This window comes from Microcoleus sp. Pol12A5, assembly GCF_036701435.1.
Lineage (GTDB): Bacteria > Cyanobacteriota > Cyanobacteriia > Cyanobacteriales > Microcoleaceae > Microcoleus.
On sequence record NZ_JAUBQU010000028.1, the window covers coordinates 32,417 to 54,584 of the forward strand.

At 44.4% G+C, this 22,168-nt stretch carries 20 protein-coding genes; 14 read left to right on the forward strand and 6 right to left on the reverse strand.

What is annotated here, in order from left to right:
* Positions 1–23 precede the first annotated feature (23 nt).
* From QUA45_RS10310 to QUA45_RS10320, 3 genes are all read left to right on the forward strand, one after another.
* Positions 24–1,436, forward strand: a complete 1,413-nt coding sequence (locus QUA45_RS10310; protein WP_333098372.1) for an adenylate/guanylate cyclase domain-containing protein — start codon at positions 24–26, stop codon at positions 1,434–1,436.
* 121 nt (positions 1,437–1,557) lie between these two features.
* On the forward strand, positions 1,558–2,778 hold the full coding sequence (locus QUA45_RS10315) for a heparan-alpha-glucosaminide N-acetyltransferase domain-containing protein (protein WP_333220596.1): 1,221 nt from the start codon (positions 1,558–1,560) through the stop codon (positions 2,776–2,778).
* 243 nt (positions 2,779–3,021) lie between these two features.
* Entirely contained in the window at positions 3,022–4,584 is a 1,563-nt protein-coding gene (locus tag QUA45_RS10320) for a nuclease-related domain-containing protein (RefSeq protein ID WP_333220598.1), read from the forward strand.
* Positions 4,585–4,594: 10 nt separating this feature from the next.
* Here QUA45_RS10320 and QUA45_RS10325 read toward each other — a convergent pair whose 3' ends face one another.
* Positions 4,595–6,316 carry an RNA-directed DNA polymerase gene (locus QUA45_RS10325; protein ID WP_333220600.1) on the reverse strand — a complete coding sequence of 574 codons (1,722 nt, stop codon included), beginning with the start codon at positions 6,314–6,316 and terminating at the stop codon, positions 4,595–4,597.
* A gap of 183 nt (positions 6,317–6,499) precedes the next feature.
* On the opposite strand from QUA45_RS10325, the gene QUA45_RS10330 reads away from it, so the two are divergent.
* Entirely contained in the window at positions 6,500–6,682 is a 183-nt protein-coding gene (locus QUA45_RS10330) for a hypothetical protein (RefSeq protein WP_333220602.1), read from the forward strand.
* Between the two features lie 413 nt (positions 6,683–7,095).
* Positions 7,096–7,704: an ATP-dependent Clp endopeptidase proteolytic subunit ClpP gene (gene clpP, locus QUA45_RS10335; RefSeq protein WP_006635758.1), complete on the forward strand. Its 609-nt coding sequence runs from the start codon at positions 7,096–7,098 to the stop codon at positions 7,702–7,704.
* Between the two features lie 317 nt (positions 7,705–8,021).
* Here the strand turns inward: clpP and QUA45_RS10340 are convergent, their stop codons facing one another.
* Positions 8,022–8,993 (reverse strand): hypothetical protein, encoded by a 972-nt coding sequence (locus QUA45_RS10340; protein WP_333098385.1) that lies wholly within the window; start codon positions 8,991–8,993, stop codon positions 8,022–8,024.
* Between the two features lie 879 nt (positions 8,994–9,872).
* Here QUA45_RS10340 and QUA45_RS10345 point away from each other — a divergent pair.
* From QUA45_RS10345 to QUA45_RS10360, 4 genes are all read left to right on the forward strand, one after another.
* Positions 9,873–12,239, forward strand: a complete 2,367-nt coding sequence (locus QUA45_RS10345) for a ribonuclease R family protein (RefSeq protein ID WP_333098387.1) — start codon at positions 9,873–9,875, stop codon at positions 12,237–12,239.
* A 389-nt stretch (positions 12,240–12,628) separates the two neighbouring features.
* Positions 12,629–13,252 carry a flavin prenyltransferase UbiX gene (locus QUA45_RS10350; protein ID WP_333098389.1) on the forward strand — a complete coding sequence of 208 codons (624 nt, stop codon included), beginning with the start codon at positions 12,629–12,631 and terminating at the stop codon, positions 13,250–13,252.
* 132 nt (positions 13,253–13,384) lie between these two features.
* Positions 13,385–14,269, forward strand: a complete 885-nt coding sequence (locus QUA45_RS10355) for a LapA family protein (protein ID WP_333098391.1) — start codon at positions 13,385–13,387, stop codon at positions 14,267–14,269.
* 22 nt (positions 14,270–14,291) lie between these two features.
* Positions 14,292–14,843, forward strand: a complete 552-nt coding sequence (locus QUA45_RS10360; protein ID WP_333098393.1) for a shikimate kinase — start codon at positions 14,292–14,294, stop codon at positions 14,841–14,843.
* Positions 14,844–15,779: 936 nt separating this feature from the next.
* On the opposite strand, the gene QUA45_RS10365 is transcribed toward QUA45_RS10360, so the two are convergent.
* Together QUA45_RS10365 and QUA45_RS10370 are read right to left on the reverse strand one after the other, a co-directional pair.
* A complete protein-coding gene (locus tag QUA45_RS10365) occupies positions 15,780–16,223 on the reverse strand; it encodes a hypothetical protein (RefSeq protein ID WP_333098395.1) in 444 nt (147 codons plus the stop codon).
* A 66-nt stretch (positions 16,224–16,289) separates the two neighbouring features.
* Positions 16,290–16,694 (reverse strand): NIL domain-containing protein, encoded by a 405-nt coding sequence (locus QUA45_RS10370; RefSeq protein ID WP_006635751.1) that lies wholly within the window; start codon positions 16,692–16,694, stop codon positions 16,290–16,292.
* 182 nt (positions 16,695–16,876) lie between these two features.
* Here QUA45_RS10370 and QUA45_RS10375 point away from each other — a divergent pair, with 182 nt between their 5' ends.
* The 4 genes from QUA45_RS10375 to QUA45_RS10390 all read left to right on the forward strand — a co-directional run bounded on the left by QUA45_RS10375 (position 16,877) and on the right by QUA45_RS10390 (position 19,609).
* Entirely contained in the window at positions 16,877–17,479 is a 603-nt protein-coding gene (locus QUA45_RS10375) for a thioredoxin family protein (RefSeq protein WP_333098396.1), read from the forward strand.
* A 68-nt stretch (positions 17,480–17,547) separates the two neighbouring features.
* Positions 17,548–17,868: a hypothetical protein gene (locus tag QUA45_RS10380; protein WP_333098398.1), complete on the forward strand. Its 321-nt coding sequence runs from the start codon at positions 17,548–17,550 to the stop codon at positions 17,866–17,868.
* A gap of 128 nt (positions 17,869–17,996) precedes the next feature.
* Positions 17,997–18,578, forward strand: a complete 582-nt coding sequence (locus tag QUA45_RS10385; protein ID WP_333098400.1) for a 5-formyltetrahydrofolate cyclo-ligase — start codon at positions 17,997–17,999, stop codon at positions 18,576–18,578.
* Between the two features lie 251 nt (positions 18,579–18,829).
* Positions 18,830–19,609: a fumarylacetoacetate hydrolase family protein gene (locus tag QUA45_RS10390; protein WP_333098402.1), complete on the forward strand. Its 780-nt coding sequence runs from the start codon at positions 18,830–18,832 to the stop codon at positions 19,607–19,609.
* Between the two features lie 52 nt (positions 19,610–19,661).
* On the opposite strand, the gene QUA45_RS10395 is transcribed toward QUA45_RS10390, so the two are convergent.
* Both QUA45_RS10395 and QUA45_RS10400 read right to left on the reverse strand, forming a co-directional pair.
* Complete coding sequence (locus QUA45_RS10395) at positions 19,662–20,135, reverse strand: Tic20 family protein (RefSeq protein ID WP_333220604.1); 474 nt, start codon at positions 20,133–20,135, stop codon at positions 19,662–19,664.
* A 142-nt stretch (positions 20,136–20,277) separates the two neighbouring features.
* The gene (locus QUA45_RS10400) at positions 20,278–20,475 is read right to left on the reverse strand and encodes a hypothetical protein (RefSeq protein WP_006631916.1); all 198 of its coding nucleotides are present in this window, start codon (positions 20,473–20,475) and stop codon (positions 20,278–20,280) included.
* A 168-nt stretch (positions 20,476–20,643) separates the two neighbouring features.
* Between QUA45_RS10400 and glyA the strand changes: the two genes are divergently transcribed.
* The gene (gene glyA / locus QUA45_RS10405; protein WP_333098404.1) at positions 20,644–21,927 is read left to right on the forward strand and encodes a serine hydroxymethyltransferase; all 1,284 of its coding nucleotides are present in this window, start codon (positions 20,644–20,646) and stop codon (positions 21,925–21,927) included.
* Positions 21,928–22,168 lie beyond the last annotated feature (241 nt).

The window sequence follows — 22,168 nt, forward strand, 5'->3', positions numbered from 1 at the left end:
AGTTTTATATAGGAGAACGATATATGTCAGAAGCTAGTAAAAACCTGTTGGCAGCAGGCGATGACGAATTAATCGGGGCGGGGGACGATGAATTAATATTTGCCGAGGAAGACGAGGCGGAACAAAAACCGCTAGAAGAAAGTTGGAAAATATTAATTGTAGATGATGAAATAGAAATTCATAATATTACTAAACTAGCCTTAAACGATTTTAAATTTGAAGGTAAGACTATAACATTTATCAGCGCTTACTCAGGGAAAGAAGCTAAAGAAATTATCCAAAATAATTACGACATAGCATTGATTTTACTCGATGTAGTTATGGAGACAGAAGAAGCAGGCTTGGAAGTAGTTAAATACATCCGCGATATTTTAAATAATCAAATTGTGCGAATTATTTTACGCACTGGACAGCCCGGACAAGTACCAGAAGATGTAGTAATTGTCAGCTACGATATCAATGATTACAAAACCAAAACAGAACTTACTAACAAAAAATTATTTACCACAGTAGTCACCGCACTGAGAGCATTTAGATCGCTCAATCAAATCGAATCCAGCAAAAGCGAACTAGAAAAAATTGCCGCCGCATCAGCTCGTTTTGTACCCCGTGAATTTTTGAAATTTCTCAAAAGAGAAAGCATCGTTGATGCCAGACTAGGAGACTCTGTACAGGCAGAAATGACGATTATGTTTGCCGACATTCGCTCATTTACAAGTCTGTCAGAAAGTATGTCTCCCCGAGAAAACTTTGAATTTCTCAACTCTTACTTAAGCCGAGTTGGCCCAGTTATCCGCGAGTACAACGGTTTTATAGATAAATATATTGGTGACGGGATTATGGCTTTGTTTCCTAACAGGGCTGAAGATGCTGTGCAAGCAGCAATTGAGATGCAGCAGCAAGTAAAAATTTATAATAGACACAGGCAAAATAGTGGCTATCAACCTATTTCGATAGGGATTGGCTTGCATACGGGGACTTTAATGTTAGGTACGATTGGCGAAGCGGAACGAATGGAAAGTACGGTGATTTCTGATGCTGTTAATTTAGCTTCCCGTGTGGAAGGATTGACAAAGCTTTATGGAGTTGCTATTGTAGCTAGCGTCCAAACCCTTTGCCGGATAGACGATCCTCAACATTACAAGTGCAGGTTTCTCGATCGCGTTCAAGTCAAAGGAAAACAAACACCTGTTGCGGTATTTGAAATTTACGATGGCGACTCGCCGACAATGATCGAATTAAAAGCACAAACTCAAACTTATTTTGAACAGGGAATTTTTTTTCACTACCAGCAGCAATTCGCGCAAGCAAGGCAAATGTTTTTGCGGGTTTTGCAAATCAACAAGTATGATAAGGCAGCATCTTTTTATGCAGAACGCTGCGATATGTTGATGAAAAATGCAGTCATAATGACTCTGGAAGGTATTGAAATTTAGCTAATAGGTAATTGGGCATGGGGCATGGGACATGGGGAATTGGGAATTGGGCTGAAAAGAATTAGGAAATGGGCATCCGCTAAGATAGTGAACAGTGAACAGTGAACAAATAACTTAATTTATGCGCTTCAAATCCCTTGATGTTTTTCGCGGAATTGCGATCGCCTCGATGATTCTAGTCAACAACCCCGGTAGTTGGGAACACGTTTATCCACCGCTAGATCACGCAGAATGGCACGGCTGCACCCCGACAGACTTAGTATTTCCGTTTTTCTTGTTCATCGTTGGCTGCGCGATGTCTTTCTCGCTGCCTAAGTATATTCAAAATTATCCAAAAACTGGCATAGAAACCTCAAAAATTACACAAACAAAGGAAAAATCAGAATCCACCAAAAACCCTGTTCCTTCTTCCTTTTTTCTTCTTCCTTCTTCAAATATTTACTGGCGAATTGTGCGCCGCGCCGCGATTCTATTTATATTAGGATTGCTGCTAAATACATCTTCGATCGCCCTTGACGTACTTCTCAACAGCGCCCCGGTCGAAAACTTTGGTAAAATCCGCATCATGGGAGTATTGCAGCGCATCGGCTTAGCTTATTTCATCAGTGCGATCGCCATTCTCAACCTTTCCCCCCGCAATCAAAAACTGCTCGCTGTTGCCGTGCTTTTGGGCTATTGGGGCGCACTAACCGTATTTGCTGTAGGGGGGTACACTGCCGGCGAACTCACGCCAGAAGGAAATTTAGGGGGATATGTCGATCGGCTAATTCTCGGTAGCCAACACCTGTACAAAGGCGGCCCCTTCGATCCAGAAGGACTGTTGAGCACTTTACCCGCAGTTGTCACAGTCCTCACAGGCTACTTTACCGGAGAATGGCTGCGAGTACAGCAAATTAAAACGCGCACCAGTATCAACTTAGCAATCGGCGGCCTCTGTTGCGTGGTAATCGGCCACTTGTGGGGGTTTTCCTTTCCGATCAACAAACAACTTTGGACGAGTTCCTATGTAGTTTTTACGGCTGGTTGGGCGTTGTTATTGCTAGCATTTTGCTACGAAACAATTGAAGTGCGGGATTGGAAATGGGGGAAACCGTTTGAAATCATGGGATTGAATGCTATTTTCCTGTTTGTTGCTTCCGGTATTGTCGCCAGAATCCTGTTGAAAACTCATATCGGTACTGCTGAAAATGCTCCAACAACTTACAGTTGGATTTATGAAAACTGGTTTGTGCCGTGGGCGGGGCCGCTGAATGGTTCTCTAGCATTTGCGGTGACTGCGGTATTATTTTGGTGGTTAATTTTGTATGGAATGTACCGCCGTCGTTGGGCGATTAAAATTTGAGTGGTTTGGTATCTAGTGGATATAACTCTTTTCTGGGTAGCGCCCGATCTACATAAATCGGAGTGTGCGAGGTGTCAGATACTTGAAAGGCAGACTTCCTATAGCAAGTAGTAGCTAGTGGGGCTTGACATACAAAAGCCTTTTGCGGTAGTATACACCCATAAAAATTATCCTACAACTACTATTATATAAAAACTTACCAACAAAGTAGTAATCATCTAAAAATAGAAGAGGTGAATAGTTATGGCAAGAATGATTCCTCAAAAATTATCATCAACAACTAAGAGCAAGGCAGAAAAGACTCTCTTCCAGATTTTTGAAAAAGATTTGAGTGATGATTACATTGTTTTTCATGGAACATGGTGGCAGGACATCAAATATATTCCTCAAGATAGGGAAGCTGACTTCATCATTATTCATCCCGAGCAAGGAATTCTTATACTAGAAGCCAAAGGAGGGGAGATAAGGTACGATCCTGTAAACATGGATTGGTATCAGTACGAAAATAAGATGAAGATATCTCCTTTTAAACAAGCCAGAGATATTAAGTATAAGTTTTTGGATTTTCTCAGTAAACACAACGAATTTAAAAATAAAGATTTTTGTAGAGGACACTGTGTGGCTTTTCCTGATATTGATGAGGTGGTAAACAATCTACCCTCTGAAGCACCTCAAGAGATATTACTTTTACGTCCTCAGTTAGGAAATATTAGTGGGTGGATATCTTCGGTTTTTGATCGCTATAAAGGGAAGGGACATTTTACAAAACTTGGAGATCAGCGGACAGATTTAATCATTAACCTCATATCTCCCAGTACAGTGTTCAAAAAATATATTGTTAATGATATTGGTGAAAACAACCAAGAAATTCTTCAATTAACACAACAGCAATACGATATCTTGAATAATCTTTCCCAACATCCTGAGTGCATTGTTCTGGGCTGTGCTGGTTCAGGGAAGACTCAATTGGCAATAGAAAAAGCAAGAAGGTTATGCCAACATCTGGTTAAAACACTTGTAGTTTGTAAATCTAATAACCTTGCCCTTTATCTCGCTGCTTCTTTACAAGATGAAATTAAAAGGGGGTACTGTGTAGTTTCTAGTTTTAAAGAAATATACCCAATAAAATCTCAGTTAACATTTGACTTTACTGCAATTATCCTTGATGAAGGACAAGATTTTGAGTTTAAGGAAACTAACTATTTGAAACAGTTGATTCCTGATAATGGGATCTTCTACATTTTCCAAGATAGCAATCAAAAAATTTCAAAAAAGGAAAATAAACTTGCCCTTCAAGTACACCCGACTGTTTTAGAGAAAAACTGTCGAAATACTCACAAGATATTCAAATATGCAGAGCCATTTGTCTCCTGTTATCATGCAATAAAGAGTTCCTTAATGGAAGGAAGAGATGTAGTGTCTCAGATATATGAAGATACAGACGACATATTTATTTTATTAGAAAATGATATTACAGATATAGTGGATAATCATAATGTTCTCCCCAATCAGATTGTCATATTAACTGATATGTATCCATCATCTAATTCCATACTTTCACAATATTCGCATATCGATCGTTTTGATCTTAAACCCTATTCATTTAATAAAGATGAAAATACTATTCAGTGGTCTAATATAGGGATGTATAAGGGCTTAGAAAGTGATGTTATCATGTTATTTTTTGAAAAAGAAAAGAAATTGATACCAAGCAATTGGGATATCGCAGACAGATATGTTGGAGCAACAAGAGCAAAAAGCTTTCTTGTTGTTTATGAACCTCCCGATCGAGATATTGACTTTTAAGATTGGAATTTTACTGAGAATTCAAGCCTTCAGATTCATATTCTATTTCACTCTCTTCCAAAATCTCTTCAAAAGAAGCTAACCCTGGAGAATGATTTTCATATAAAGTTCCTATCTGATAAACAGCCTGTTGGATCGGTTTTGGTATGGGACGCTTTAAGTTATGAGATACAAAGTCTTGCAAATGTCGATGATCGCGGTCTCTGAACATCAAATAGTAAGCATATATACAATTCAACTGCAATGCGATACAATTGATTTTCATTAACTTAGTTATATGTTCAATAATTCTATTTCGGAGTTTTTGATTCATCCCTATTCTTTCTATATAGGGTAAGCCCCCCTTTCGTGAATTAACCAGATGATGAATAATTCTAGTTTTGATAAATACATTAACAAGTTCATCATCAAATACTTTAAAAAGATATTTAAGGCTGATGTTTTGAATATCATTACTATAATTTTGTGATATAAATTTTACCCACAACCAAGAGTAATAGCTCCAATGTTTTGGGTATTTTTTGGACAATATATAAAGAGATTCCATCTGCTGACTAAATGCTTGATTTTCAAGTTTCGCGCCTAATTTAATGCCATTCAAAAAAATACAGAAGTTTTTTGCTTTATCTTCATCATCAATATCGTTGATTTTTATAACTTTCTTTGGATATTTTGAAAAATATAATTTCTCATATTGCTCACTTGCTTGTTTAGAATCAATTTCTTTAATGATTTGGGTTTTATCTAGCTTCTTTTCTTGCTTGCTTTCATTATAACTCTCTTCTTGAAAGGGCATTCCATAAATCCCACTTTTATTTGAATGTTTAATGAATTTAATAATTTGTTCTTGAGCTTCTATGATTTTGGTTTTTGAAGTATTCAAATTTAGTCCTATTTTTAGAAGAAATTCTTGTAGGATTATTAAGACCTTTAATGAATCACTTTTATTGTTTGTAAAAACTCTAAAATCATCTACATATCTGCCGAAATTTATACCTAAGTTGAATAATGCTTCATCCACTTCATTAAGAAATATATTAGCTATAAAGCCTTCTGCTGAATTTCCTATCGGTATACCTTGGCTATTATATGTTTCACATAATTTTCCGTCCACCATTGAATAGTAACAAGTTTTGAATTTCAATGTCCTACTAAATAGAATCATAAAATGACTTTCATTAGTTATGTTTAGTTTCTGTGAAATTGCTGACAGGAGATATTCATGAGATATAGAGTCATAAAAAGATGATATGTCGGTTTTCAGCAGACAAGTGCTATTTTCGACTTGGGCTAATTGCCAATCTATAAACTCTTGAAATCCTGCATAGTGAGGCATATATAAATATCTCTTGGAAATCTTATTTTTTATATTTCTATCAAGACGATGTGAAAAGCAATTGTGAACAAACGTAAAATCCAATAGTTCAGCTAATACAGATACAAAAATAAATTTGATTACTAAGTCTTTGAAAGGAGTGTATATCATCCTTCTGAAGAACATATCTGATTTTGGTAGATAGAATGAAAACGCAGTTTCTGGTTCATACAAACTGGGATTTTCCAGAGATGATTCAATTTCTTTAAATAATTTTTCTTTATTTTGTCTGTAGTAAGCTATTTCAATAAAGTTGCAGTAGGCATCTTCTTTGATTTGGTAGTAAATAGCATAGACATAGGCTTTTTCAAAAACTTCTCTTTTTTTAATTTGTTCAAGCCAAAAATCTTTATTCATTAGTTTGATTCATTTAAATGTTACCTATCAGCAAAGGATTCAATGGGTCAGGGCAAATCCCGAACGGCGGAGGGCATCAAGGGAAGGATTGCCGATCGCACTTCTAATGATATGAGAAAAGGGCGATTGATCTTCCGATCGAGACACCAGTTTAGGTTAAATTTCAAGGCAGGATGATGTATTATGCCGACTACCGGTCAGGAAATCTATATCCAAGTTGTCCGCACTTTGTCACTAACAGAGCGACTGCGCTTGGCAACTCTTATCCTCAACGAGTTATCACAGCCAAATCTCGCTGTAGTCGAGCCAAGTGATACCTGGACTGAGGAAGATTGTCTTGATGTCACAACCTTTTCTTTGCAATAGGCAGCTACTATCGTTCATAGCGACCCCGACATTTTAGGGGGAAATTTTGTGTCCATAGGCACTCGCGTCCGATGAAAATTCTGCTTGATGATCTCGAAGTTGGTGATTCGCCCTGCGGAGTTTCTAGACCATTTTGCTAGTGTCAGCGGCGATCGAGCGATGGAAGTTCTCGCAATGATACGATCGCCACATAACAACATTTAACGTTTATTAATGTCCGCTTCCTCAACCTCGATCGCCCTTGGATCGGAAATCCGATCGCACCCCCGCCACAACTTCCACAAATTACCGCCCCAACCCCGCCCAGTTCAAGGATTTTGCCGATTTCTCGATCGCAAGCCCCGATCGCTAACTATAACTGAGCCCTAATCGCTAAAATTAAAAAAAGATACGTAATAGGCAGGCAGGCGTCAATGATCCCAACAGTTATAGAACAATCCGGTCGCGGCGAACGCGCCTTTGACATTTACTCGCGACTCCTGCGCGATCGCATCGTCTTCTTGGGCCAACAGGTTGACTCAGACTTGGCTAACCTGATCGTTGCCCAATTGCTATTTTTAGACGCCGAAGACCCGGAGAAAGATATTTACCTCTATATCAACTCCCCAGGGGGTTCGGTAACAGCAGGTATGGGCATTTTTGACACGATGAACCACATCCGCCCCGACATTTGCACTATTTGTCTCGGTTTGGCAGCCAGCATGGGCGCTTTTCTGTTGAGTGCCGGCGCTAAAGGCAAGCGGATGAGTTTGCCTCACTCCCGGATTATGATCCACCAACCTCTAGGCGGAGCTCAAGGACAAGCAACCGATATTGAAATTCAGGCAAAAGAAATTTTGTACCACAAACGCCGCCTGAACGAACATCTTGCCAACCATACCGGTCAGCCGCTTTCCCGCATTGAAGAAGATACCGAACGGGATTTCTTCATGTCGGCTGAAGAAGCAAAGGACTACGGATTAGTCGATCAAGTGATCGATCGCCGTCCTTCCGCCAGCCGCCCGATCGCCGCTGTCGTCTAAATGAAAAGTTAAAAATCAAAAATGAAGAATATTTCCTCATTTTTGATTTTTAATTTTTAACGGTCATCTAGCAATCCTTGCAGGAGTCGCAAATTTTTTACCCCACCCCAACGCTCCCCTTACCAAGGGGAGGGAGTAAGAAATTCACAAAGGATGCGAGGATTGCTCTATAGCAGTTTTCTGTTAATTGAAGTACAGATGCTGGGGCGCATGACACGGCACAGTGTCCCGTGTTCCTACTGTATTTCATACAATTGAAAACTGCTATATGTAGCTTTTTCTAACAAAACATAACATCTAGAAACCCTACATAATTACTAGGGCAAAGATTCGAGATATTGCAGAAAGTCGAGCAATTCTACTTGATTTAAGAAATGGCGCGCTTCTTTGCCATAACCTTGTTTGAGATAATCTTTTCCTTGGTTGGGAGTCCAGCCCAACCGCTTGATTTCCTCAGTAGTTCTGCTGTAGATTTCCAGATATTCTAGGAAATCTACCAACTGTTCGCTAGAAAGCTCTCTCTGCGACGACTTGCCGTAATTTTGTTCGAGACAGTCGCTTTCCTGTTTTTTCTTCCATTGCAGGCGTTTGAGGATGGCGTCTATTTCGGCGATCGTATCAGAATTATCCTCGATCGCATCGCTGGGGATTCCCACTGCGATCGGTTGCAATTCCCTGACTTCGGCCGCACCCTGTAGCAGTTCACTTTGGCTAGCAGTCGGCACCTCCAGTTCCTGAAGTGGTTCGCCGTAGCTAGAAGAAAGCCAAGCGTCTGAGTCTAACTGCTTCGGTACAAATCCAGTAGCCTCCGTCCGATCGACCTTTGGAGGCAGCGGTTCCGGTACAGGTGCGATCGGCTCTTCATTTAATTTCGTTTCAGTCTTGACAAAATTGCTGTGATGTGTTTCAGGCGATTTGTCAACAACAGGCATTTCTAGAACAGGAAGAGGAACACTTGTCGGGCCAACAGGAACCAGAACAGCAGGAGGGGGAGGGGGAACAGCAGCAACGGGGGAAACAGCAGAAGGAGAGGGAACAGCAGGAGGAGAGGGAACAGCAGCAACACTCGCGATCGCACTTGCGGGCTGAGCAAATCCAAGAATAGCGATCGCTCGCAACCGGGCGCGGTCTTCAGCATCCTCAACAGACTCAGCAGCCGACATAGCCGTAACAAGAGTTTTGCCGTCAACCTGAACCAGACAGCGAACAACAAACTTACCGTGATGAACAGTCAGCAACTCACAGATTAACTGTCCAGCGGGATAAAGGGCGCGAAATTCAGCAAACATAATTTTTTGACCCCGAAACCAGAAGGGGCTTATGACTTAAGTGTAGTACAGCCTAGAGAAAACAATTTTCTCAAAGCACCTATTCAACATACAATAAATTAAAGGTGAGTCATCCGCGCCACCTTACACGCCACTAAACCCCATGCCACATCCAGCGGTTTAAGCTAACAAGCATCGGGCGTCATTATCTATATATAGAAGATGACACAGCAACTAAGCAAAAGTAGTAAAAGTCTCCGGTTTTGTGTACCTTGCACTTTCTACAGCACAGATTGCTCCCGACCCGCTCGTTGCACCTCTGTCCGCAAGGGCAGATCGCGTGCAAAAAAACAGGGGCATCGCAGCGGCGAGCTACTAGCAATTTTGCCTCGATCCGGTAAGTTCTTTGCTAAAGCAAGAGGCAAGAGGCACTTCAAAAGGAAGAAGGAACAAGGCAGAAGGAAACAAGGCAGAAGGAAGAAATGCACATTTTCTCCATCTCCATCCCTCCATCGGCTCATCCTCGACTCAAGCCGTTGCTTTCAGTATCGAGCCATCTTTTAAGAACCGACAGGGGCTTTCTAATTCGCGAATTGCTCGGCGCTGCTGACCTAAAAGCAAATAAACCAACGCTAAAAAATTGTATTGGGGAATAGCGTGCGGGACATTTGTCTGCACCGTCAGCAGTCAGTTCAAGACAGACAGCAGACAATTAGCACCAAGCCGGTGTCGGGAGAGAATCTCAAAAAAACCTCGCGATGAAACAAGGTGGCTGTGCTCGCGTCTCCACCTATCAACCCGCGCATTTGTTGGGAAGCAGGCACTACGAGGGCCCGAGGGGGTGCGGCTGATTTCGCCAAAATTAGACTAATTGCTGGAAACAAGAGGATCGATCGCTACATGGAATTTTCTATCGCTGCACTGCTGGCAAATTTTACAGAAGACAAATTAGTGGCCCCAAAAGCATTGGAGAAAAAACTCGACTGCAACGACGCCACCAGTCAACTCAAACTTCAAATCGCATTAGAAGCTCTAGAGAAAATTGGCATATTAGTCAAAGACAAAGGCCGCTACCGCCGAGTAGCTGAAGACGACGTAGTAGAAGCAAAACTGCGCTGTTCTAGCAAAGGATTTTGCTTTGCAATTCAAGACGCCGAAGGCTCAGAAGACGTTTACGTGCGGGAAAGTCACCTCTCGACAGCTTGGAATGGCGATCGAGTCTTAGTCAAAATCATCAAAGAAGGTAGCCGCCGCCGATCGCCCGAAGGCGAAGTCATGCTCATCCTCGAACGCGCCAACCCCTCGGTACTGGCGCGAGTCAAGCAAACCGCCACCCCCACCGGCCGCGTCAGCTACAGAGCAATCCCCCTGGACGATCGCCTGCTGTTTGAACTAGACTTGCTCGCAAACGGCACAAATCTCCAAGAGGCGATCGACCACCTAGTACACGTCGAAGTCAAACGCTACCCCCTGGGCACGCACCGCCCAGTCGGCAAAGTAGTACAGGTACTCGGTTCCGACGCCGAAGCCGCTGACGACCTCGACATCGTATGCTGCAAACACGACTTGCCGCGATCGTTCCCCGCCGCCGTCATCAAAGCAGCCGAAAATTTGCCCAGCAAAGTCAAAAAAACCGACATCAAAAAACGCCTAGATTTGCGTAACATTCTGACTGTTAGCTTCAGCAAAAACGAACCGGGAACAACCAAGAGCGCAAACGATGCCCCTCAAGTTGAGGAGGAAAATCTCTCCGAGGGAGGAGCCGAAAACGAGTTCGATCCGACATCATTCCTGTCCGATCCGCCAGTGGAACGCGCTTTGTCGATCGAAACCCTGAAGCCCGGCCGCTGGCAAATAGGAATCCACATCAGCGACGCCGCCGAGTACGTGCAGCCAGAAACCCCGATCGACCGCGAAGCCCGCAAGCGAGGCACCGCCGCCCATCTGGGAGAAAAAATCATCGCCGTACTGCCAGAAACCCTCAACGAGCGCTGCTCTCTGCTGCCAGATACCGAACGGCTGGCCTTCAGCATACTGCTCACCCTCGACGAATCAGGAGAACTCCTAGAATACGAAATTCAAACCAGCGTCATTCAAATTGACTACCACCTCACCTACGAGCAAGCTCAAGCAATTCTCGAACCAGGCGATGCCGAAGAGCACCCTTTGTCCTCCGCCCTCCGTCCTTTCCTCGATCAACTTGGTGCCGCCTCACAGGCAGCCAGACAGACAAGGCTGAAGCGGGGAGCTTTTGAACTAAATTTGCCCGATGCTAACTCTCACTTCGACGATGAAGGCGAATTAGGAGCTTTTGCAGTCGCTCCCCCCGCGCAGTCCGCTGTGTCCGAGTTGGTGGTACTTGCCAACCAAGCCGTCGCCACTCACCTGCAAGCCTTGGGAGTCCCAGCAATTTACCGCGTCCAGCCGATGCCAGACCCGGCAGACATTCAAGAGTTCATCAAACTCTCCAACAACCTCGGAGGCGAACTGTATCTCGAAACCGAAGAAGAAGTTTTGCCCTTGGACTTTCAGCGATTTACCCAGCAGTTTGCCGGCCTTAAGTCCGAAAGAGTTCTCACCTACCTGCTAGAAGACACCATGAAGCCCGCTGTTTACAGCACCACTCCCAAGCCCCACTTCGGTTTGGGGCTGTCAGAGGGTTACACGCGCTGCACTTCGCCGCTTTCCCGCTACGCCGATTTGCTGGTACTGCGGGTGTTGCAAGCGGTGTTCGAGCAAGGCCGCAGCAGCCGCACAACACGGGCTAAGGAAAAAGTTGACTTGCACCATTCCTCCTGTCACGGTCAAATTACTTGGAATGTTCTCCCCCCAGATTTGCACCACGAATTTGAGACGGAGTTTGCATCGGTAGTAGTACACCTAACCGAACGCGAAAGGGTTGCTGAGGATGCTGAAAGCGATTTGCAGGGATTGAAGAAAACCGGATTGATGAAAGAACGCACCGGGCAAACTTTCCAGGGTTTGATTACAGGTGTACAGTCTTACGGTTTCTTTGTGGAAATTGAGGTGCGGCCGCCGGAGAGCGACATCTTGCGTGTTGAGGGATTGGTGCACGTTTCTTCGCTGAAGGATGACTGGTACGAATATCGATCGCGCCAGCAAACTCTGGTGGGCCGCAAAAACCGCAATCAGTACCGTTTGGGCGATCGGGTAGAAGTTCAAGTCAAGAGCGTTGACTACTACCGCCAGCAAATTGATTTAGTTGCAGTTGGCGGTGGCAGTCAAGCTTTTGATGATGATGAATAATCAGTTGACTGTTGACTGTTAACTGTTAACTTTTCTAAATACTTAGTTGTCATTGTCTGGCAACTAAGTATTTAGAAGTGGGCGGCAAACTATACTAAGCAATCATCAATAAACAATTAATGACTAATATCCAATCCGATAGCATCGTCTAGCGTAAAATACAGTCAAAACTAAACAATTACGGGCTGTGCAACCGCAATTTCTATAATTCATCTGCGTTAATCTGTGTTAATCGGCCTTCGGCGGTAAAAAAATAGAATGTATTAACCTCAGATGACAATGGATTCACGCAGATCAAGAAAATAGAGATAGGAAGAATTACGATATTAACAGATTTGATCTAACAACTAATTACTAACAACAGTCAACCGACAAGTAACAAATAACTAATGACGAATAACTACCCCCTAATTGTAGGAGTGACTGGTGCATCGGGACTGATTTATGCGGTGCGAACATTGAAATATTTGTTGGAAGCCGATCGCGCGATCGAACTGGTCGCTTCCAAGTCTACTTACATGGTTTGGCAAAGCGAACAGAACACCAGAATGCCCGCAGAGTCGACGCTTCAAGAGGAATTCTGGCGGGAACAAGCAGGAGTAGCCACAATGGGTAAACTTCGGTGCCATCCCTGGCAAGATGTCGGTGCTAATATTGCTAGTGGCTCCTTTCGCACCCAAGGAATGATCGTTATTCCCTGTAGCATGAGTACGCTGGGCAAATTGGCGGCTGGCTTGAGTTCGGATTTGCTCGAAAGGGCGGCCGACGTTCAGCTCAAGGAAGGGAGAAAATTGGTACTCGTGCCTCGCGAAACGCCTTTTAGCTTGATTCACCTGCGGAATTTGACTACCTTGGCGGAAGCTGGAGCTAGAATTGTACCAGCGATTCCTGCTTGGTATCACAATCCGCAAACTATTGAAGATTTGGTAGACTTTGTGGTGGCTCGCGCTTTAGACCAGTTGGGGATTGATTGCGTTCCTCTCAAACGCTGGAAGGAAGAAGAAGGGAGTTAGTTGACAGTTGACAGTTGACAGTTGGTTACTGGTTATTGATGATGTGTTAGTTTCAATTAGCAATTTCCAATTAGCAATACTTCGGCTACGCTCAGCACAAGTTCCCAATTACCAATTACCAATATTTTTAATATGCGACCTGTATTTTTGCTAGTAATTGTGGTAGGGCTGACTATTTTTGCCCTGCAAAATGTGGAGCCGGCATTATCGCTGGTATTTTTGGGAGTTCGATCGCCTGCTTTGCCCTTATCTATTTGGATTTTGCTCAGCATGGCGGTGGGAGCTCTCACATCTTTATTGATTTCTGGTTTGCTGGCTTTTTCAAATTACCTATCTGCAACGCGGACCCGCACCGGCCGCGACAGTCGCAGCCGTCCCGATACTTTCCCAGAGGACAGGAGAACACCTTACACGCCACCTCCCCCTCCTAGAAAAGAGGGAATTGACCCGGATATGAATAGGGAAAATAGCCAAACTCAGACTGCTGGTTCCTACCGAACAGACTACGGTACGCCGGCGGGTTACAGTTCCCGGACTTTCCTGCAAGAAACTCCGAACCCGGATGGGGCGAAGGATTACGCTCAGCCGGGGAGTTATGCAGCGGCAGACGATGAGGATGATTGGGTCTCAGATGGCTCAAAATCCGGCTCTCAAGGGGGTGATGACGATTGGGGGGACGATCGCGATTTTCCCGATCGACCGCAGGTAAATGATGTTCCAGCGGCAAATCCGAGGGCTTACGAAGCTCAGCAGGAACCGAAAAGCAAATCTTGGGCTGGCTCAGTATATTCTTACGGCTATCGAGATCCGAGCCAGTCTGGGGTGGGGCAAACTGAGTCTGTATACGATGCGGAGTATCGAGTGCTGGTTCCTCCGGGAGGGGAGATTCCTAAACCCGCTGATGAAGCACAAATAAATCCTCTTGCAGAAGCAGAGGATGATTGGGGATTGGATGAGGGTGATGAGTTTGATGACGAGGATAGCCCCAGTGGCGGCTCGATTAACCTGAAAAAATAGAAAAATATCGGAGGATTTGGCCGTGGAGGGGTTGAGGGGAGTAAATATTTATCTCGTCGGGATGATGGGTGCGGGAAAAACAACGGTAGGGCGGATTTTGGCAAGAAAATTAAAATACCGTTTTTTTGATACTGATGAACTAATTGTTCGAGTTGCTAATCAGTCAATTGCTGAGATTTTCGAGCGAGAAGGGGAAGAGGCTTTTCGGGAACTAGAAAGTAAAGTGCTCGGCGAATTGTCTGCTTATCAAAATTCGGTTGTGGCTACGGGCGGAGGCATTGTGGCCCGATCGATGAATTGGGGTTACTTGCACTACGGTGTAGTAGTTTGGCTGGATGTGCCTGTAGATCAATTGTACGATCGACTGCGTTCGGACACCGCTCGACCCCTACTGCAGGAGGGCGAGATCAAATCTAAGCTGCAAAGCCTTTGGAAAGAGCGAGAGCGTTTCTACATTCAAGCAGATGTCCGAGTCTGTGCTGGTGTGGGAGAAAGGCCTGAAGCAGTCGCGACTAGGGCGATGGAGGAAATCCAAAAAGTTATCAAACCAGAAACCGGGCCCGATCTCAATTGATACATTGAGAAATTGGGTTGCTGACAAAATAACAGGTTTCTGAGGAATTTTGGTATTAGTTCCCAAAAATAATGCAACCCTACACAAGCTCCAAACAACCAGATTCATCAGTCATTCCCAAAATCTAAAATCTAAAATCTAAAATCTAAAATGGTATGACTTCGGTAAAAATACTGATTTTTGTCTCAGTGTGTCCGTTTAACCACCCAATATTTTGAAATCCACCGGGTTTGAGTGGATGTGAATCGTAACTTTTATATGTATGAGGATGTGGCGATGCCGAGATTTTATACAACAACTAATGGCAGACTCATCTGATGCGTTAAAATCGGCTATTGAGTTCTCCCTAAAAATAAAAGGGCCCCACCGCTGAAGGGCTGTAGGGCGCAAGGACAGTTAAACGCTAACTTGATTGTCGGGAAATTTAGCATCAATGCTATCCTCCTATGTGACGATTTTACGATCGTCCATTCACTCATCAACTCTCCCGTATCAAAAAATGTAACCCAGCACCGATCTAATTCAACCTGTCCTATTCTAAGAACAATACCTCATGCATTCTGACTAGCAGCTCCCGAAAGCTGCTTTTTTATTGCGATCGAGTTTTTGGCTGCGGGACTTGCGGGATCCTAGCAATAACATTTTGAGCAACAGTCGCTACAATTCAATACAGCCCTAGGGGTTTTGATTTCGACTCCGGGTTCGTCGGTAATTAGTAATTAGGAATTAGTAACGCTAAACGGAGAATCGATCATTGACAACCTATACCTCACTAGGCTTAAAAACTGCTATGATTGCGGCGCGGAACGGGTAATTAATCCGAGTGGGAAATTCAAAAAAGTAAGCTGTATTTTTATTGATGGGCTATCTGATAGTTGTCGGCTAAATATCCGTTGCAAGTTATAGAATTTTGTTGGGTTAATTTCCCGTTCTTCATTAAGAGAATACGAGCTTGCCTGTTTTTAACCAAAACTCCAGGACTCCGCCCAACGCTACACCAGTTAAACAAATGCTAGCTAATACCGCAAAAGCCCGCCAATTTTTCCAACCAGATATTTGAATATCGAGTCTTGCCAAAGCTCCGGCTGAAATCAAGAGTAAGCAAGTAGCAAAAAGGTGCATCCAGGCAAAAACTACCACGGCCACGAAAGCTCCTACAATAATAGAAAGAAAAGCACCAATATCACTGGAAAACCACCGCATTATTAAGGCTTTTATCCCTTTCAGCGGGAACGACAAGGCAACAGCTAACACTAAAATTGAAGCTATGGCTAAAAACCAAGTTAGGTGCGGGGGCACATCAAACTCAGACAATTTCCAGCCAAAAGTGAAATAAGTAACAAAAAGTAGTGTTAGGGAAACCCAAGAGTTTTTTTTCATCCTATGGCACAATTAGTGGAACCACGACGCAAAAAACATGATAATCATGATGAGTTTGTACAAGACCTAAAGGTTAGTAGAAATAGCTTGCACCGGACAAGTAGGGATGCACTGCTCACAAACGATACACCGCGATCGAGCAAAACTTAGTTTAAAGCTTTCGGGGTCAAGGGTCAAGGCTTCGGTCGGGCAAACCCCAGTACACAAACCGCAGTGAACGCAGATATCTTCGTCTATGAGTATTTCCCGGCTAGCTAGGGAAACGCCGATGTTTTGCGATCGCATCCAGTCGATCGCCGCTTCTAGTTGGTCGATGTCCCCTGATAACTCTAGCACCAGTTTGCCCACTTGATTCGGAGCCACCTGAGCACGGATAATGTTGGCGGCAACATTAAAATCCTTTGCCAGTCGATAGGTAACAGGCATTTGGATCGATCGTTGCGGAAACGTCAGTGTTACCCGTTTTTTCACCCTGCAAGTCCTCGGTAATTTACAAACAATCTTTGGTATCTTCTGTTTTAGCGCACTTGGTCTAATTACTGCCTTTAGCTAGCACAAATTTTTATGAGATGGGTCTGATTATCTCAAAATGTGCTATAATCTAAATCTATTATTTAAAATAAAAACATAAAAATCAAACCGTAATTTATTTTATGACCCAGAATTCGCCCAAGTCAACTGTCGCCCCCGCAGTCAAAAATCCCGAAACAAAAGTCGCCGCGCGCCTCAGAAACTTATTGATCGTGTTAACAGCGATCGCCCTTTCAATATCCATCTTCTTAGGGCTGCAAACCCAAACGCCGTCAAGCAGCCTCACCGACATGGCAAAAGCTTCAACGCCATTAGAAACAGCTTTGGTAAATGGCAAACCGACACTCATGGAATTTTATGCTAATTGGTGCGGTAGCTGTCAGGCAATGGCTAAAGATCTGAGCGAGATAAAACAGAAATACGCCGAACCGATGAATTTTGTGATGCTGAATGTAGACAATGACAAATGGCTGCCAGAAATCACCAAATATCGAGTAGATGGCATTCCGCACTTTGTCTATTTGAATGATAAAGGCAGCCCCGTTGCGGAAACGATGGGCGAAATGCCGCGCAGTATTATGGAAGCTAACTTAGAAGCTTTAATTGCAGGAAAACCTCTGCCACACGCCCAAGGTGGCGGTCAAGTTTCTAATTTTACTCCCCCCACAGGACCTGTGAAAACAAGTAGCTCTGACCCCCGCGCTCACGGCTCTCAAGTACAGTAAAAGAAGTCATTAGTCAGTAGTCCGTAGGAATAAGAGGCGTTGCTGGTTTACGGTATGAAAGGCTAAATATGCCAGTCATAGAAACCAGTATTGACAAAGCTTGGGGATTTTCAACTTATTTTTTTCATACCCTGATTAAGCAAGGCCCAGTTTCAATAGAGCAATTGGTACAAAATGCCGAGTTATCGCCCTCGGAGTTATTCAACGGGCTGCAATCTTTGGGCAGGCGATCGTTAGTTGAAATAGAAGAACAGGAGAATGAAATGCTATTGAGCGTTTGTCCTGTGGTAAGACAATATGTGCTCTCAAATCCAGTAGGTTTATACTTTCCGACAGTCCGACATTCCGACAGGGGTTTCAACCCTTGCCTCAAAGCTAAAGTCGGTTAAAACCGACTGAAGAATGTGATGAAAAGGAAATTAATTGTTGTAGTCCTCTAAAAGAGGACTTTCGCTGTGAGACAGGGGTTTTTAACCCCTGTCGGACTGGAACTAAAACGAGAGATTCGATCGAAAATATGAATACTGCTGAACCTTCATTAACTAAAACTGAATTAAGAAAATCGCTCCTCCACACCCGCAAGTCCCTATCAGCACAAGAATGGAGAAAAAAAAGCGCGAGCATCTGCAATCATCTGCAAAACTCGCCCCTATTTACCCAAGCAAAAACAATCCTCGCCTACTTCAGTTGTCGCCAAGAACCAGATTTAAGTCCCCTATTTGTAACTCCCCGCAAATGGGGATTTCCCCGCTGTGTCGGTAAAGAGCTATCGTGGCACATCTGGCAGGCCGGAGATGCTTTACATACTGGAGCTTATGGCATACTTGAACCCGTACCCGATGCTCCTAAAATAGATTACTTAGAAGTAGATTTAATCCTCGTACCTGCTGTAGGCTGCGACGTTCGCGGCTGTCGCTTGGGCTACGGCGGCGGCTATTACGACAGAATGCTCAGTTTAGCTGAGTGGGAATCAAAAGTTACGATCGGCACAATCTTTGAATTTGCCTTGCTGGCCCAACTACCCGTTGACTCCTGGGACAAACCGCTTCACGGAATTTGCACGGAAAGCGGGTTAAAAATAATACAGCAAAAATCTTAAAGGTCGATCGAGCAATAAATTTTCAGAAATTATCCCTAGATCCATGTTTATATGTATTATGACTAACGCACTCGCCTACAAAGAAATCCGGTTTTTTAACCGAGATTGAGGGTTTTAATCAAATACTTTGGTTAAAAAACCCGGTTTCTGGACACCCGTGCGTCAGTCCTATGTATTTTACAGAAAGTCCTATTCCCGTTATCGGGAAGTAGTCAGTCTGTTTTAATCTAAAATCTAAAATCTAAAATAGTATGGCCCAGCGCTACGTTCGAGTAAAAACAACACAAGGACACATCCATTACGGTTTACTGCAACTCAGCCACAGTGTTCAAGTATTTGATGCACCGCCCTGGTTAAAAGGACAACCAACCGATTTGGAACTTGCACCAGATACTTACCAAATTCTCGCCCCGTGCTCTCCCTCAAAAATTGTAGCCGTAGGCAAAAATTATGTCGATCACGCCGCCGAGATGGGAACCCCCGTACCGGAAGAACCCCTGTTGTTTTTCAAGCCTCCAAGTGCAGTCATCCCTGCAGGTGCAGCGATTCGTTATCCGCAGCAGTCGGAAAGGGTAGACTACGAGGGAGAATTGGCCCTGGTAATTGGCGAACATTGTACCAACTGCACTCCCGAACAAGCACACAGCAAAATTTGGGGCTATACGATCGCCAACGACGTAACAGCCAGAGATTTGCAAAAGCGGGACAACCAGTGGGCGAGGGCCAAAGGTTTCGATACATTTTGTCCCTTGGGGCCTTGGATTGTCCGCGAACTGAGTCCTGCTGCACAATTGCAGACTTTTGTCAATGAGAGCGAGCGACCGGTACAGTCATCCCAGATCGATCGCATGGTATTTTCGCCAGACTTTCTTGTCTCCTACATCAGTCAAGTAATGACCCTAATTCCCGGCGATGTGATACTGACTGGAACGCCGCAAGGAGTAGGACCGCTACAAATAGGCGATCGAGTCCGCATCGAAATTGAAGGCATCGGCAGTCTTGAAAATACAGTAGTTATTAGTAATGGGTAATTGGTAATTATCACCAACAACTAACAACTGCAAACTGTCAACGGTCAATGGACTAACGTACCTGCATATAAACAGCATCCGAAAGCGGAGGAATCTCTGCATAGCGTCCCAAAAGCGACTGCACGACTGCATAGACAAATGCAGCAAAAGCGCCCAAAAACACCATGTTATACAGAGTTTCCGCAATAAATGCGACTTGGACACCGTTAGAAAAAATCGGCAAAACCAGACCGCACAGCATCAAAACAATGTCTAAAAGAATCGCCTGCATCGCATTAAAACGAATGAAGTGACTGATGTTTTCGTTTCTAACTACTCCTAAATACAGGGCAAAGAAGATAATCAAGCTAGCAAAGGGCAAACTATAAATTTGCATCAATGGAGCTAGCGGTATCAACAACAGTTGCAGGACAGGAAACTGTTGAAACAGAAACCTGCCAAAGGCAAGCCCGTCAACCAACGGGAGCAAATAAGGCAAAGAAGCAAAAATCCGGTCTGGAAGAGTTGTAGATCCGCGCCAAGTCATAATGAACTCTCCTGAGTCGATCGATTAACTATGAATTCCATTAAACTCAGGATAACGCAGCAGCAGGGTTTGTGTTTCGACTCTGCCGGAACTTGCTTTTCACTCAGCAGGGAGCAGCCTCAACTACCAACGGCAGGCTTTCTTATTTAATATTGGCAATGACGAAGCCCATTTGACACTCGTACCGATCGGGCAAATTTTCCGTAGGTTTAGCAACTGGATGTCCGCAGCGAAGCTCTCCACCGCTCCAGCGGGGTTGACCAGTGCGATCTGCCAGCAAACAACTTTGGCAAACACACTGAGGGGCAAGCATCTGATTTTCCATTAAAATGACTAACATTTGATACCTCCGGCAGGTTTCACACCAGTAATTTCATTGTATGTCAGGAGTTGGGGACAAACCGCTTAACCTGAACACAACGTAATATTTATGTCAATGGTGCGAAATCCGTAGTACGGTATAAGATCCCCAATTCCCAATCCCAAAACTGTCAAGAGGTTGATTATTGTGACGGACACTAACTTAGAATTCCTTTCCAAAACCGATCCGCTGATTGCCGATTTAATCGGGCAAGAGCTCCAGCGGCAGCGAGACCACCTAGAACTCATCGCCAGCGAAAACTTTACCTCCGCAGCGGTAATGGCCGCTCAAGGCTCAGTGCTGACCAATAAATACGCCGAAGGACTGCCAGCGAAACGGTACTACGGCGGCTGCGAATTTATTGACGGCATCGAGCAAATTGCGATCGATCGCGCCAAACAGCTATTTGGAGCCGCTCACGCCAACGTCCAGCCCCACTCCGGCGCTCAAGCCAACTTTGCAGTATTTTTGAGCTTGCTGGAACCCGGAGACGGAATAATGGGCATGGATTTGTCCCACGGCGGACACTTGACCCACGGTTCGCCGGTCAACGTATCCGGCAAATGGTTCAAAGCTTTTCACTACGGCGTCAGCCAAGAAACAGAACAGCTTGACTATGACGAAATTTTGGCACTCGCCAAAGAAAACCGACCGAAATTGCTAATTTGTGGCTATTCAGCATATTCACGAATTATCGACTTTGAGAAGTTTAGAGCGATCGCCGACGAAATTGGAGCCTACCTACTGGCCGATATCGCCCACATCGCCGGGTTAGTCGCCACAGGACATCACCCCAACCCCCTCCCCCACTGTCACGCAGTCACCACCACCACTCACAAAACCCTGCGCGGCCCCCGTGGTGGCTTGATTATGACTAATGACCCGGAATTAGGTAAAAAATTTGACAAAGCAGTTTTCCCCGGCACTCAAGGTGGCCCCTTAGAACACGTCATTGCGGGCAAAGCAGTAGCTTTTGGCGAAGCATTAAAGCCTGAATTTAAAACTTATTCGGGTCAAGTAATTGAAAATGCACGCGCTTTAGCGGAACGGTTGCAGCAGCGGGGTTTAAAACTCGTTTCCGGCGGCACGGACAATCACTTAATGCTAGTTGATTTGCGATCGGTAAACATGACAGGCAAGCTAGCGGACCAATTAGTCAGCGGTGTGAATATTACTGCTAATAAAAATACCGTTCCTTTCGATCCGGCATCGCCATTTGTCACCAGCGGTTTGAGACTCGGTTCGCCGGCGATGACCACCAGGGGAATGGGAACAGCAGAATTTACCGAGATTGGCAATATTATTGCCGATCGCCTGCTAAATCCAGATGATGAAAGCGTCGCAGCCGACTGCCTGCGTCGAGTAGCAGCACTGTGCGATCGCTTCCCCTTATATCCCCACTTGTACTTGAAAGTGCCTGCCTTAGCTTAATTTTCCTGATCGGCAATGGGAAATTGGTAGTTGGAAGTGTACGGGTAAAAGGGTAAAAGAGCAGGAAAAGATTGAGAGTTGCCGGTAGCGATATTGACAACTGGTTTTCACCAAAAATATCGATCGCCAATACGGTTTTTAGTAAAGATATTTGTCGGGCGGAGCTGGTTTGACTAACGGTATTTGTCGGTTGCGAAAGATACCGCTAGGGCTGGACCCGCTCGCCAAATATCGACTTTTT